The organism is Haloarcula sp. CBA1115 (assembly GCF_000827835.1).
In the GTDB taxonomy this organism is placed as follows: Archaea; Halobacteriota; Halobacteria; order Halobacteriales; family Haloarculaceae; genus Haloarcula; species Haloarcula hispanica.
The window spans coordinates 132,550-145,935 of record NZ_CP010530.1; the positions used below are offsets into that span (position 1 = coordinate 132,550).

Here is a 13,386-nt window from a genome sequence, read left to right on the forward strand (position 1 = left end):
GCGCTGGCTGAGAGAAAACGGATACCAGCAGGCCTCGCCGATGCATACTAGTTTGTGACTACGACTCGAATACACGTCAACACCTGAGTGCGTACGTGGCAATCTCGCAGGCTGTCTCAGATTGTTCCGGTGGGAGCGATGCCGTCTCAGCTATGGGCCAGAACACGGCTAAAAACGAGCGGTCTCCACGTTACTGGCACGTATCCCACAGCTTGGCTGTGTCGTCACTCGTCGGTCTCGCGGCGGATCATGGCTGTCGCCTCATATGAAATAACCAGTTCGTCGTCCTGATTCAGTCCTTCGTGGCGGGTGGTGATGTACCCACGACTCGGGTCGCTGTCGGAGGGTCGCTTGTCGATGATTTCGGTTCGTAGTCGTAGCGTGTCACCGGGTTGGAGCGGTTGATGCCAGCGGAGATCGTCGACACCGACGCCAGCCTGTGTTGCCATATCCTCGCTGTTCTCGACGTTGAGACGCATACAGATCGCGGCGGTCTGCCACCCGGAAGCGACTAGCCCGCCGAAGACGGAGTCCTTCGCTGCGTCCGCATCGGTGTGGAACGGTTGCGGATCGTACTTCTCGCCGAATTCTACGATCTCGGATTTCGACACAGTGTATCCATCGGATTGTCGTACGTCGCCAACCGAAACATCCTCGTAAAGTTTCATACGATCATGCACAGGGTGCACAAACAAAAAACCGGCGCGATCACCGACAGAATGCAGTTCCGTGGGTATGGCAGCAATACCGGATTCAGGAATTATTGCGATGCGTTCGAGAGTCGCTGGCGAACAATATGCAGTAAGCCAAAGCGGCGAACAAACCCTCTCGGTGGTGCCGTGCTCAGAATAGCAGCGGAATCAAGCGCGGCGTACTTAGCTCGAACTCAGTCGGTCGCTCCAGTTTCCGCTCGTAACTGCGACGGCGAGGGCAACAGTGCCGACCACAGCGATAAGCGCTCGGCCGCCGAGTCCCAGCGACATCCCAGCGAGCGACGCGAGCGTGTTCGTCAGCAGGAACAGCACGACGACGGGGAGAACCCAACTGACCGTCAGGAGCCACGGCCTGGCCAACCACCCGAAGCTTTCGGTTCCGGCGCGGAACTCCGTCAGCGCTTCCCCGCGCAGTAGCCAGCCGACGATGACGGTGAACGCGAACAGTCCGACGGTCAACATTAAGTCTGCGAGCGTGCCGGAGACGAACTGGAACACCGGGCTCGTGAGTGCCAGCCCGCTCCCGGTGGCCGCAAGCAGGGCCGAGACCAAGACCGTTGCCCGGCGTCGCGGGACGCCGAAGCTATCGACGAGCGTGGCGACCGGCGTTTCGAGCAGGCTGATACCGCTGGTCACCGCGGCCATCAACACGGTCGCGAAGAACGCCGTCGCGACGAGTTCCCCGCCCGGAAGCGTCGCAAAAGCCGTCGCGAGCGCGACGAACAACGCGCCAGGGCCGCCCTGTCCGGGGTCGACACCCTGGGAAAACAGCAGCGGAATGACGACCAAGCCGGCGAGGACACCGATGAACGTGTTCGAGACAGCGATGACCAGCGTATCTCGCGGAAGGGATGCGTTGTCGTCGAGATACGAGGCGTACGTCAGCATTACCCCAGCGCCGAGCGAGAGCGTGAACAGCGCCTGGCCCGCCGCTGGCCCGATAACGCTCAGGAAGTTGGCGGCGAGATACTCGGCGTCGAAGCTGAGATAGAACGCGTAGCCGGCGGCCGTACCCGGCTGGGTGGCCGTCCATACCGCGAGGCCGAGCAGGATTAGCACGACGCCGGGCAGCATCACCTTCGAGACGCGTTCGATACCGTGGCTCACGCCGAAGAAGACGATCCCGGCGACGCTCCCGAGAAACAGCAGGTGAAAGGCGACCGCTTCGAGGCCGAAGCTCATTGCCCCGAAGTACTGCTGGGGCTGCCCGAAGTACGCCCCGACCGGCGAGACCAGCGTGTAGCGAAGGATCCACCCACCCACGACAGAGTAGAACGAAAGGATGACGAGCGTCGTGAGGACGTTGAACGCGCCCAGCCACGACCCCCAGCGGGAGCCGGTGAGCGAGCGAAGCGCCGCGGTCGGCGTCTGTCGGCCACAGCGTCCGAGGACGAACTCAGCGAGCAGTCCCGGGACGCCGATGCCGACGACGACGAGCAGGTAGACGATGAGGAACGCGCTGCCACCGTTCCCGGCGGTCAGCCACGGGAACCGCCAGATGTTCCCGAGGCCCGCGGCACCGCCGACGGCGGCCAGCACGAAGCCGAGGTTCGATATCCATGAATCACGATCGGACATTCGTGTACACGTCTGTACAGTGGGTACTCAAATCCCTGTTGATTCGGTTGCTTGCCCGTGATTATGAAGTTATCAGATAGACAACAGCCGGGCCCGTATGCCGACTATGCCACAGCAGTCCGTATCGACTGCCAGCACACCAGCCACCTGGCGCGAAAATCCCGTAATCCGCCTCAGACCGCGAGGTACTCCGCAATCGCGTCCTCGTCGGCGATTGTCGACGGACCGAGTTCATCGACGACCGTCCCACGCTCCATCGCGTAACAGCGGTCGGCCATCTCGCGGATGACCCCGAGGTTCTGCTCGACGAACAGAATCGTCGTCCCGAGGTCCTCGTTAATCGTCTGCATGTCCTGGCTGATTTGGTCAACGATAGATGGCTGGATGCCCTCGCTCGGTTCGTCAAGCAGGAGCAGGTCGGGGTTCGAGACCAGTGCCCGGCCGATGGCAAGCATCTGCTGTTGTCCGCCCGAGAGCGTCCCAGCCTCCTGACTGGCCCGCTCTTCGAGGACCGGGAAGTACTCGTATATCTGGTCGTACAGCGTCTCGTCGCTGTCCGACCGGATGGTCTCGCCCATCTTGATGTTCTGCTCGACGGTTAGCTTGGGGAACACGTCCCGGCCCTGCGGTATGTAGCCGATGCCGGCCCGTGCGCGCTCGTCGGCCGAGGTAGTCGTCAGGTCGGTGCCGTTGTACCGGATGGCCCCGTTGCTGGGCTCCAGCAAGCCCATCACCGTCTTCAGGAGCGTCGTCTTGCCGACGCCGTTTTTCCCCATCACCCCGACGATTTCTCCCTCCTCGACGGAGAGGTCCACATCCCGCAGTATCGGCGTTGTGTCGTAGGCTGCAGAAACCTCGTCGAGTTCGAGCATCACGACTCACCCCCCAGATATATCCGCTGGACCTCGGGGTCCGACTCTATCTCCTCGATTGGCCCTTCACGGAACACCTCGCCGTTGTGCAGCACAGTCACTTCTTCGGCGATGTTCGCGACGAAGTCGGTGTCGTGTTCGATGACGACGAAGGCGATGCCTTGCTCCTCGTTGAGCCGGGTGATCCGCTCAGCGATGGCTTCGCGCTCGGCCACGTCGAGGCCGGCGACCGGCTCGTCCAACAGGAGGAGGTCGGGTTCGAGCGCGGCGGCCATCCCGATCTCCAGTTGCTGTTGCTGACCGTGCGAGAGTTGGCCGGCATCGACGTCCTCGTAGCCGGTGAGCCCCGCGGCCTCGATGGCCTCGGCGACCAGCCGCCGTCGCTCCTCCCCGTCGGCGAACTGCTGAACGGGAAGCCTAACGTTCTCTCTGACGCTCAGGTCACCGTAGACGGACGGGACCTGGAATTTCATACTGATCCCGCGTGAGACCCGCTCGTGTGGGTCGAGATCGGTGATGTCGTGACCGTTGTAGTAGATACTGCCGTCAGTGGCCTCGTACGAGCCGGTAATCAGGTTCAGCAACGTCGACTTACCGGCGCCGTTGGGACCGATGAGACAGCGTAGCTCCTCCTCGGCGACCGAGAAGTCAACGTCGTCCGTGGCGGTGAACCCGCCGAACTGCTTCACGAGCCCGTCGGTCTGCAGCAGCGTCTCCGTTCTGTCACCCGTTGCCAGTTCCGCGGCGGTCTGTCGGACGTTCGGTCCGAGCGAATCGATGTCGGATTCGGTTTCAGTATCACTCATTAGTCACTCACCTCACTCGACGCGTCGGGTGCGTCAGCCCCGCCGGCCTCGCCCGGACCGAGCCGGGCTTCGACGATCTGCTGGTGGACCCACGGGACGAACCCGCCGGGGAGCACCAGAATCGTCACCAGCAACAGGGACCCCAGCAGGACCAGCGCCAGCTCTCCGGCCATCGAGATGCGGAGGTATTCGACGCCCAGCGTGGCGACGACGGCCCCGAGCAGGCTCTTTCGGCCGCCGAGGCTCACCCAGATGACCGGCAGCGTCGCGAACAGCAGCGAGAACACGGTCGGATCGATGTAGACGTTCCGTGCGGCGTACAGCACGCCGGAAAGGCCCGCCAGCGCGCCCCCGAGCGTGAACACGACGAACTTGACGCGGGTCACGTTGTAGCCGAACATCTCGGTCCGGTCCTCGTCCTCGCGGACGGCGACCATCACGCGGCCGTAGTCCGAGTTGACCAGGGCGCGCAGCCCGAGGTACGCCCCGACCAGCAACGTCAGCACGAGGTAGTAGAACGGGCTGATCTCGACCGCCCCGATGCCGATTATCCGCATCGGGAACGGGTTGTAGATGAACTGGTAGGACGCCCCGCCGACGCCGAGGGTCAACAGGGGGATGTCCGGCATCCCGTTGAAGCCGCCCAGCGCCGCCTCGCCGATGGCCCACTCGGACCCGGCGGTCTGGGCCATGAACGTGTGCAGCACGATTGTCGAGACGAGCGTGATGATGGTCACGTAGACGTCGCGCACCCCGCCGTAGAACATGAAGTAGCCCAGTATCGCCGCGCTGACGCCACCGCCGACGATGCCGGCGATGACAGCAGCCGTGATACCGCCCGGGGTCGCATAGTTGATCGAGACGACGCCGAACGTGTAGGCCCCGATGCCGAAGAAGACGACCTGGCCGAAGCTCAGCACGCCCGAGTAGCCCCAGACGACCGACAGCGAGAGCCCCAGCAGGGCCAGTACCATGAACAGCGACAGCTGGGACCCGTCGCCGAACAGCGGGTAGACCGCAAGCGCCGCGACGGCGACGAGGAAGCCGACCCAGAACCCCCGCGAGTCGCCGATGGTGTTCGGCCCCTCGAACCGACTGCGGAGCCGACTCGGGAGCGAACTGTTCGCCTCGCCGTGTGCAGTGTCTGTCGACATTTACTCGCTCTCCTGTCTCCGTTTCCGTAGTTGTTCGATGAACCCGGTGATGCCGTCGGGGAGGAACCGCAGCGCGACGAGCGCGGCCACGAGCAACGCGATGCGGCCGATGAACGTCCCGTAGAGGTTCGAGAACACGGCCAGTATCGCCCCGAGGACGCCCCCCGACAGCGCGGTCCCGAGGACGACGCTCGGGCCCCCGACCACGACGGCGACGAACGACTCGACGAGGAACTGGTCCCCGAGCGTCGGCCGCATCGTGACGACCGGCGCGAAGAGCGCGCCCGTCAGTCCCGCCAGTGCCGACCCGATGCCGAACGTCAGCATGTACATGCGCTCGGTGTTGACGCCCATCGCCTGTGCGGTCTCCTTGTCCTGTATCGTCGCCCGGGCGCGCATCCCGAAGTCGGTCCGGGTGAACAGGTAGTAGGTGGCGACGAGCAGCCCGATGCTGACGCCGGCGAGGACGATTCGGTACGTCGAGTAGGAGAACGCACCGTACTCGATGGGGCCAAAGGGCGTCGAGAGGCCGTCGATGGAGTTGCCGTAGGCGATTCGGGTCCCCTGGGTCAGTATCAGGCTGAGCCCGAACGTGGCGACCATCGAGTCGGCCAGCCGGTCGTACAGCGGCTCGATGATGTCACGGCCGAGGGTCCGCTGGCTGACCCAGTTGGGCCACGCCCCGGAGATGATGACCCGCTCGGTCAGAATCCCGAACAGGCCGGTGACCAGGCCGCCGGCGACCATCGCCACGACGAGCGGGAGGCCGAGTTGCGTCACGGCCAGCGTCGCGGTGTAGGCCCCGATGAGGATGAACTCCCCGTGGGCCAGATTGATGACGCCCATTATCCCGAAGATGATGGCCAACCCCGCCGCGGCGAGCACGATGAACGCGAAGCTGTCGAGGAACTGTAACGCGAGGTTGATGCCGTTTACCATCCCTATTCGGCCTCCTCGTAGTAGTCGACCGGGGTGTACTGGGTCTGCTCCGGGTTCTCTGGGAGGTTACAGCCGGCCGTCTCCGAGAGGAACGTCTCCGGAATCTTTCGGTTCTCGACGGCTTCGACGTTGTGGTCCTCGTCAGCGCGCATAATCCACATGTGGTGGTCGACGTGGTGGGTCGCGCCGTCAAGACGGATTGTCTCACCCTCCGGTGCTTCAGGTGCCTCCTCGGTGCCGAGTTCGATGCCCGACTCCAGAGCGTCGATGACTTCCGGCTGTTCGGTGGTCCCGGCCTGCTCGACGGCTTTCTTGTACATATACGTCGAGAAGTAGTTGGTCTCCGCCTCCTCGTTGAGGTAGGGGGCGTCGGGGTACATCTCGAAGTACCGGTCGACGAAGCCACCGTCGCGCGTGTTGCTGTCGGTCGGAACTTCCTCCATGTAGTTGACGCCGGCGTAGATGTTGGCCATCGCCGGGGCATCGAGCCGTCGGTGCTCGTACCCCTGCGCCATCGCCGTCGAGGTACCGATTGGCACGTCGAGCCCGGCCGAGGCCTTCTGCTCGTAGAACGACGTGTGGTTCGCCCCGACGAGCATCGACATCACGAAGTCCGGGTCGGCCTCCTGAATCCGGTTGATGGTCGACCCGAAGGAGGACTCGCTCAGCGGGATGAACTCCTCGCCGAGGACGTTCGCGTCGTTTTCGTTGGCCAGCACCTTCACCCAGTCCGCGGAGAGCTGGCCGAAGTTGTAGTCAGCCGCGATAGTGTAGATGTCCGGGCCGAACTCCTCGACCAGGTACGGGAGGACGATGCCGAGTTGCTGGCGCGCGGTCGGGCCGACCGCGAAGGTGAACTCGTCACAGACACCGCCTTCGTACTGGGTGGTGTAGAAGTAGAGTTGTTCGTTGCGGTCGATTATCGGGCGGATTGCCTCCCGGGTTGCCGAGGAGTAGCCGGCCCACAGCGCGTCGACGTTCTCCTCGTTGATGGCCGTTCGGGTGAGTTCCTGATAGCGCTGATTGTCCGACTGTGGGTCGCGCTGGAACGTCTCGATTTGCTTCCCGTCGATACCGCCGTTGGCGTTGATTTCCTCGATAGCGAGCATCGACGCCTTTGCTTTCGGGTCGCCAACGAGGGCGAAGTTCCCGGACTGATCCTCGAGGACGCCGATTTTGAGTGTCTCGGCGCTGCTCGCGGTATCGGTCGAAGTTCCACCTTCACCGGCCGAACAGCCGGCGAGGCCAGTGACGAGTGCGGCCCCGCTCGCGCCGAGGAACTGGCGACGACTGACAGACGGACGACTCATGCTTTCACCACCAGTTTCTGATTGTTGTTGGAGCTATTATACCCACATTCCTTGTTCATATCTCGTCCTTTGTTCGTGATATCCGAACGTTCGTCCATGATTTCGATCACAGTGTTGCCGTCCGGGAGGGGGAAAATAAGGTTTACCACTCTTATCTTATATTGTCCGCCATACAGTCTGGAGAGTATAAGGTCGTCAAAGGATATGACGAATAGGCATCGAAATCACTAGAATTGGCGTGCAAATTTGCATTATTTAGTAATTTTAGCATGTTTCTAGTCAATGCGGCAAAAATAGAAAATAATGGTATTTTTCCGTCGCAGCGGTTTGTCTTGCCGCAGTCGGCGAGTTTTGTGCTCTTGCCCCTCCAAATCGCCCGTCATATTCTCGCCCGCGCTACAGGAGCCACCTATCGTCGGCACTGCCAGCAGACTGGACGTGAGTCGTGTTGGCTTCGGGAAGTAGGACAGTTCGATAGTCGAACCCCTTTATGTAGGGCCGAAACTTTAGCATTTAATCCGGTTCTCGATATAGAGGCGTCACTTGCGCAGAGAGCAATCATTTTAGTATGTGTATTCAAAGAGAAGGACAGATGATAGACAAACAGTCAGAAATACTCGGGGCGGTGGCGCGATGAGTGACGGACTCGTTCCCGGCGAGGTCATCCCGGACGAAGGGACAGTGACGCTGAACGAGGGCCGGGAAACGACCGAGGTGACCGTCGGGAACACGGGCGACAGACCCTCGCAAGTCGGGTCGCACTTCCACTTCTTCGAGGCTAATGCGGCCCTGGAGTTCGACCGCGAGGCGGCCATGGGGATGCGGCTGAACATCCCTGCCGGCACGGCTGTCCGGTTCGAACCTGGTGACGAGCAAACGGTCGAACTCGTCGAAATCGGTGGGAAGCGACGCGCCCACGGGATGAACGGACTTGTCAACGGGAGCGTCGACGGCGATACGGGCGACGCGGTCGAACGCATGCGGGCGGCCGGGTTCCGGGACACCGGGCCGACGGCGACGAGGAGGGAGCGGAGTGACACGCGACATCGACCGCGAGAACTACGCCGAGCTGTACGGGCCAACGACGGGTGACAAGGTCCGCCTGGGTGACACGGAACTGTTCGCCGAAGTCGAGGACGACCTGCGGACCCACGGCGACGAGGCGGTGTTCGGCGGCGGCAAGACGCTCCGCGACGGCCTGGGAATGGCTCCCGGCATCACGCAGGCGGAGGGCGCGCTCGACTGGGTGCTGACGAACGCGACGATAATCGACCCCGTTCTCGGTATCGTCGCCGCCGACATCGGCATCCGGAACGGCGAGATCGCCGGCATCGGGAAGGCCGGGAACCCCGACACGATGGACGGCGTCGACATGGTCGTCGGCCCGTCGACGGACGTCTACCCCGCCGAGGGGAAGATTGCCACCGCTGGCGGCCTCGACATCCACATCCACTTCAACTCCGCACAGCTCCACGAACACGCGCTCTCGGGCGGTATCACGACAATGCTCGGTGGCGGGTACGGCGGCGGCGCGACGACGACCACGACCGGCCCAGAGAACGTCAAACGCTTCCTGCAGGCCGCCGAAGCGTGGCCGGTCAACGTTGGCTTCTACGGGAAGGGCAACGCCTCCGACCCCGGCCCGCTCCGCGAGCAGGTCGAGGCCGGTGCCTGCGGGCTGAAACTCCACGAAGACTGGGGGTCGACGCCCGAGACGATCAACACCTGTCTCGAAGTCGCCGAGGACGAGGACGTGCAGGTGTGTATGCACACGGACACGCTGAACGAAGCCGGATTCCTCGAGAACACGTTCGGTGCCGTCGACGGCCGGACCATGCACCTGTTCCACATCGAGGGCGCGGGCGGCGGCCACGCCCCGGACATCATGGAGATGGTCGGCGAGCCGAACATGCTGCCGTCGTCGACGAACCCCTCGATGCCCTACACCGACAACACGTTCGATGAACATCTGGACATGGTAATGGTGTGTCATCACCTCAACCCCGACGTGCCGGAGGACGTGGCCTTCGCCGAGTCCCGCGTTCGCGCAGAGACAATCGCCGCCGAGGACGTGCTTCACGACATGGGCGCGATATCGATGATGACCTCCGACTCGCAGGCGATGGGCCGGATGGCCGAAGTCATCCCGCGGACGTGGCAGACGGCCTCGAAGATGAAGTCCCAGCGCGGCCCGCTCTCCGAGGACGAGGGGACCGGCGCGGACAACCACCGCATCAAGCGCTACATCGCGAAGTACACCGTCAACCCAGCTATCAGCGCGGGCATCGAGAAGCACGTCGGAACGCTCGAACCCGGCAAGCTCGCCGATATCTGCCTGTGGGACCCTGCGTTCTTCGGCGTCAAGCCGGCGATGACGTTCAAGGGCGGCTTCCCGGTCCACTCGGAGATGGGCGAGGCCAACGGGTCACTGATGACCTGCGAGCCGATTCTCCAGCGCGAACGCGCCGGTGCGGTCGGCAAAGCCAAGCACGCCATTTCGCTGTCGTTCGTCTCTCCGGCGGCCGCCGAGGCCGGCATCGACGAGGAGTACGGGCTCGACTCCCGCGTCGTGCCAATCGAGGGCGCACGGACGCCCGGCAAGGACGACATGGTGTACAACAGCTACTGCCCCGACGACATCGAAGTCGACCCCGAGACCTTCGAGGTCCGGGTCGACGGTGACCACGTTACCTGCGAACCGTCTTCCGAACTCCCACTCGCACAGCGGTACATGCTATGAAACTCACAGCCAAAGAACAGGAACGACTCACGGTCTTCACCGCAGCAGAGGTCGCGCGGCGGCGCAAGGAACGCGGCGTCCCGCTGAACCACCCCGAAGCCGTCGCCTACATCAGCGACTGGTGCATCGAGCGCGGACGGGACGGCCAGTCGGTCGCCGAAATCCGCTCCGGCGCGTCGAAACTGCTCGGCCGCGAGGACGTGATGGACGGCGTCCCGGAGATGATCGACATGATTCAGGTCGAACCCGTTTTCCCTGACGGGACGAAACTGGTCACGGTTCACGACCCGATCCGGTCCGACAGCGTCGGGTCAGCCGACGATGATGTGGAAGAGGCAGAGGCGGCGACTGATGGCGGTCACGGCGTTACAACCGACAGCGGCGACGAACGAACGGACAGGGACGAATGAGCCTCACACACCGCGACGTGGCGACGGTCGGTATCGGCGGCCCGGTCGGCTCCGGAAAGACCTCGCTGCTGACCGCGCTCGTCCCGAAACTGCGCGAACAGGGCCTGGACGTGGGCGTCATCGCCAACGACATCCTCACCCAGGAGGACGCAGACGTGCTACGCGAGCGCTTCGCCGGAGTCGTCCCCGAGGACCTTGTGGCCGGCGTCGAGACCGGGGCGTGCCCACATACGGGCATCCGTGAAGACCCGTCGATGAACCTCCAGCAGATCGACTCGTTCCTGGCTGACCACCCGGAACTTGACCTGGTGCTGGTCGAGAGCGGCGGCGACAACCTCGCGGCGACGTTCAACCCCGAACTCGCCGACTACTCGCTGTACGTCATCTCGGTCGCGGAAGGGGAAGACATCCCTCGAAAGCGCGGGCCGGGAGTGGTCGATTGTGACCTGCTCGTCATCAACAAGACGGACCTCGCGCCCCACGTCGGCGTCGACCTCGACGTGATGGAGCGGGACGCCGACGAGGTCCGGGACGGGCCGGTCGTCTTCACCAACTGTAAGGACGAGACGAACATCGACGAGGTGCTGTCACACGTCCGCGAGGGGGTGCTGTTCGCCTGATGGCCGCCGACGCGCCCCATCCGGCGTTCGAGGGGTATGCGACCGAGGCCGTGCCACAGGCCGCCGTAGGGTCGCCGGGGAAAGACGGCGTGCTCGAACTGACCTTCGAGCGGACGGCCGACGGGACGACCCTGGTCCACGACTACGCCACGGTCCCGTTCCACGTCTCGGGAACGCTGGGACACGACCCACATCCCGACGCTGACACAGTTTTCATCCAGTCACCGACCGGCGGCGTCGCACAGGGCGACCGCCACGACGTGTCGATAACTGTCGGAGACGAGGCCGTCGCGCACGTCTCGACACAGAGTTCGACGAAAGTCCAGACGATGACGTGCAACTACGCCGCCGCCGACACGACCCTCAGCGTCGGCGCCGGCGGCCACCTGGATTACGTGCCCGAACCGACGATTCTCCACGCCGATTCAAGATACGTGCAGGAGATGACGGTAGACCTGTCGCCCGGCGCAACCGCCGTCGTCAGTGACGTGGTTGTCCCTGGACGCCTCGCTCGGGCGAGCGCTTCGAGTTCGAGCGATATCTCTCCCGCGTGCGCGGGACCGGGCCTGACGGACTCTTGTTCGAGGACGCAACTCATCTGACGCCGGAAGACAGGTACCCGACAGTACCCGGCGTTCTCGGCGAGTTCACCGTCTACGGGACGACGTTCGTCCTCGCGCCGGACCACGACGAATCCGAACTGAGTGACGCGCTACATGCGGCCGTCACCGACGACGAGGCCCGGGCCGGTGCGACAGCACTCCCCAACGGGGCCGGCGTTGCGGTCCGTGCTCTGGGTGACCGGGCCGAGACCGTCCAGGCGGCGCTCCACGCGGCCTGGGACCACGCCAGACAGGAACTGCTGGACGCGCCCGCGCCGTCCGGGAGGAAGTACTGATGCTGGTCGCAGACACCTATCTCGGTCACCGCGACGACGATGCCACCGCCGGGGCCGTCGCTACGTCGGACCACGCGACGGTTGTGCTCTCTGACACCGAACGCCAACGCTCGCGAGTCCGCACTGAGACGACAGACGGCTGTGACCTCGGTATCGTGGTCGCCCGCGACCTCGCTGACGGCGACGTGCTGGAAGCTGAAGACGGCACACTCGTCGTCGTCGAACTCGCCGCCATCGAGGCCCTCGTGCTCGATTTCGCCGACAGCGATGTTTCACCGACCGCGGCGCTGGAACTCGGTCACGCAGTCGGGAACAGACACTGGAACCTCGCGGTCCGCGACCGAGAGACCCTGTTCCCCGTGACCGACTCGAAGGAACGGATGGAGACGACTGTCGCAGAACTGCTGCCCGCAGACGTGCCGACGCGGTACGAACACGTTCCGCCGACGACGTTCGATGATGAAGGGGTTGACCACACGCACCGCGACGGTACCGGCATGCACGACGGCGGCGGCCACAGTCACGGCGGCGGCCACGCCCACGACCACGGCGTCCGGACTATCGATGGGGGCGACCAATGAGCGACGCCGCAGCGCTCGAATCGTTCCGGCTCGCGGACTCGTTCCTCCCGGTCGGGACCTACACCGTCTCCTACGGACTGGAACAGTTCATTCAGGACGACCGGGTCGAAGACGCGGCAGACCTCGAAGCGCTCCTGTCGACGTACCTCCGCCAGCAAGTCGGACCCGCCGAACTCGTCGCGCTCCGGGCTGCACACGCCGCCGCAGCCGATGGGAATTTCGAAGCGGTCTGTCGGGCCGACCGGCGGCTTTCGGCCGTGACGCTGGCCGCGGAGTTCCGCGAGAGCGCCCAGCAGTCCGGCGACCGACTGCTCTCGCTTCAGACAGAACTGTGTGAGGAGGCGCTGCTGGACCGCTACGCCGAACGCGTCGACGCCGACGAAGCGCCCGGCAACTACGCCGTGGTGCTCGGCGTTGCGACAGCCCTGGCCGATGTGGCTGTCCGTGACGCCTGCTTGCTGTGCTGTCACGGGTTCGTCACCGGACTGTTGGGGGCAGCCCAGCGCCTCCTCTCGCTCGGCCACACGGACGCCCAGCGAATCCTGGATGACCTACAGCCGGTGATGACGGCCGCAGTCGACGATAGCGCGGATCAGGGGATAGACGAGATGACACCGTTCGCACCGCTGGTGGATGTGCTGGCCGCCGAGCACGAACGTGCGGAGCGGCGGCTGTTCGCCAGTTAACGGCCGACCCACGACGGCGGAATCCCTTGACCCGGAGGGTCCGAGTTGCACTCGGCCAGAGCAGAAATGACGTGACCGG

At 64.0% G+C, this 13,386-nt stretch carries 13 protein-coding genes and 1 pseudogene; 7 read left to right on the forward strand and 7 right to left on the reverse strand.

Annotation, left to right across the window (positions count from 1 at the left end; genetic code table 11):
• Window positions 1–224 precede the first annotated feature (224 nt).
• The 7 genes from SG26_RS17610 to SG26_RS17640 all read right to left on the reverse strand — a co-directional run bounded on the left by SG26_RS17610 (window position 225) and on the right by SG26_RS17640 (window position 7,372).
• Window positions 225–668 (reverse strand): MaoC family dehydratase, encoded by a 444-nt coding sequence (locus SG26_RS17610; RefSeq protein ID WP_014031079.1) that lies wholly within the window; start codon window positions 666–668, stop codon window positions 225–227.
• Between the two features lie 207 nt (window positions 669–875).
• Window positions 876–2,291 carry a sodium-dependent transporter gene (locus SG26_RS17615; RefSeq protein ID WP_014031078.1) on the reverse strand — a complete coding sequence of 472 codons (1,416 nt, stop codon included), beginning with the start codon at window positions 2,289–2,291 and terminating at the stop codon, window positions 876–878.
• A 173-nt stretch (window positions 2,292–2,464) separates the two neighbouring features.
• Window positions 2,465–3,163 (reverse strand): ABC transporter ATP-binding protein, encoded by a 699-nt coding sequence (locus SG26_RS17620; RefSeq protein WP_050038349.1) that lies wholly within the window; start codon window positions 3,161–3,163, stop codon window positions 2,465–2,467.
• A complete protein-coding gene (locus SG26_RS17625) occupies window positions 3,163–3,969 on the reverse strand; it encodes an ABC transporter ATP-binding protein (RefSeq protein WP_050038350.1) in 807 nt (268 codons plus the stop codon). Before SG26_RS17625 ends, SG26_RS17620 begins: the two co-directional genes overlap by 1 nt.
• The gene (gene urtC, locus SG26_RS17630; protein WP_050038351.1) at window positions 3,969–5,123 is read right to left on the reverse strand and encodes an urea ABC transporter, permease protein UrtC; all 1,155 of its coding nucleotides are present in this window, start codon (window positions 5,121–5,123) and stop codon (window positions 3,969–3,971) included. The genes SG26_RS17625 and urtC overlap by 1 nt, the downstream gene beginning before the upstream one ends.
• Window positions 5,124–6,062 carry an urea ABC transporter, permease protein UrtB gene (urtB, locus tag SG26_RS17635; protein ID WP_014031074.1) on the reverse strand — a complete coding sequence of 313 codons (939 nt, stop codon included), beginning with the start codon at window positions 6,060–6,062 and terminating at the stop codon, window positions 5,124–5,126.
• Between the two features lie 2 nt (window positions 6,063–6,064).
• Window positions 6,065–7,372: an urea ABC transporter substrate-binding protein gene (locus SG26_RS17640; protein ID WP_050038352.1), complete on the reverse strand. Its 1,308-nt coding sequence runs from the start codon at window positions 7,370–7,372 to the stop codon at window positions 6,065–6,067.
• A 633-nt stretch (window positions 7,373–8,005) separates the two neighbouring features.
• Between SG26_RS17640 and SG26_RS17645 the strand changes: the two genes are divergently transcribed.
• The 7 genes and pseudogenes from SG26_RS17645 to SG26_RS17675 all read left to right on the forward strand — a co-directional run bounded on the left by SG26_RS17645 (window position 8,006) and on the right by SG26_RS17675 (window position 13,307).
• Window positions 8,006–8,464 carry an urease subunit beta gene (locus SG26_RS17645; RefSeq protein WP_050038353.1) on the forward strand — a complete coding sequence of 153 codons (459 nt, stop codon included), beginning with the start codon at window positions 8,006–8,008 and terminating at the stop codon, window positions 8,462–8,464.
• A complete protein-coding gene (ureC, locus tag SG26_RS17650) occupies window positions 8,406–10,112 on the forward strand; it encodes an urease subunit alpha (protein ID WP_050038354.1) in 1,707 nt (568 codons plus the stop codon). Before SG26_RS17645 ends, ureC begins: the two co-directional genes overlap by 59 nt.
• Entirely contained in the window at window positions 10,109–10,522 is a 414-nt protein-coding gene (locus SG26_RS17655; RefSeq protein ID WP_050038355.1) for an urease subunit gamma, read from the forward strand. Before ureC ends, SG26_RS17655 begins: the two co-directional genes overlap by 4 nt.
• Entirely contained in the window at window positions 10,519–11,142 is a 624-nt protein-coding gene (gene ureG / locus SG26_RS17660) for an urease accessory protein UreG (protein WP_050038356.1), read from the forward strand. The genes SG26_RS17655 and ureG overlap by 4 nt, the downstream gene beginning before the upstream one ends.
• Window positions 11,142–12,040, forward strand: a pseudogene (locus SG26_RS17665) (urease accessory protein UreD). Before ureG ends, SG26_RS17665 begins: the two are co-directional and overlap by 1 nt.
• Window positions 12,040–12,621: an urease accessory protein UreE gene (locus SG26_RS17670; RefSeq protein ID WP_050038357.1), complete on the forward strand. Its 582-nt coding sequence runs from the start codon at window positions 12,040–12,042 to the stop codon at window positions 12,619–12,621. The pseudogene SG26_RS17665 and the gene SG26_RS17670 overlap by 1 nt, the downstream one beginning before the upstream one ends.
• The gene (locus tag SG26_RS17675; protein WP_014031066.1) at window positions 12,618–13,307 is read left to right on the forward strand and encodes an urease accessory protein UreF; all 690 of its coding nucleotides are present in this window, start codon (window positions 12,618–12,620) and stop codon (window positions 13,305–13,307) included. Before SG26_RS17670 ends, SG26_RS17675 begins: the two co-directional genes overlap by 4 nt.
• Window positions 13,308–13,386: the final 79 nt, after the last annotated feature.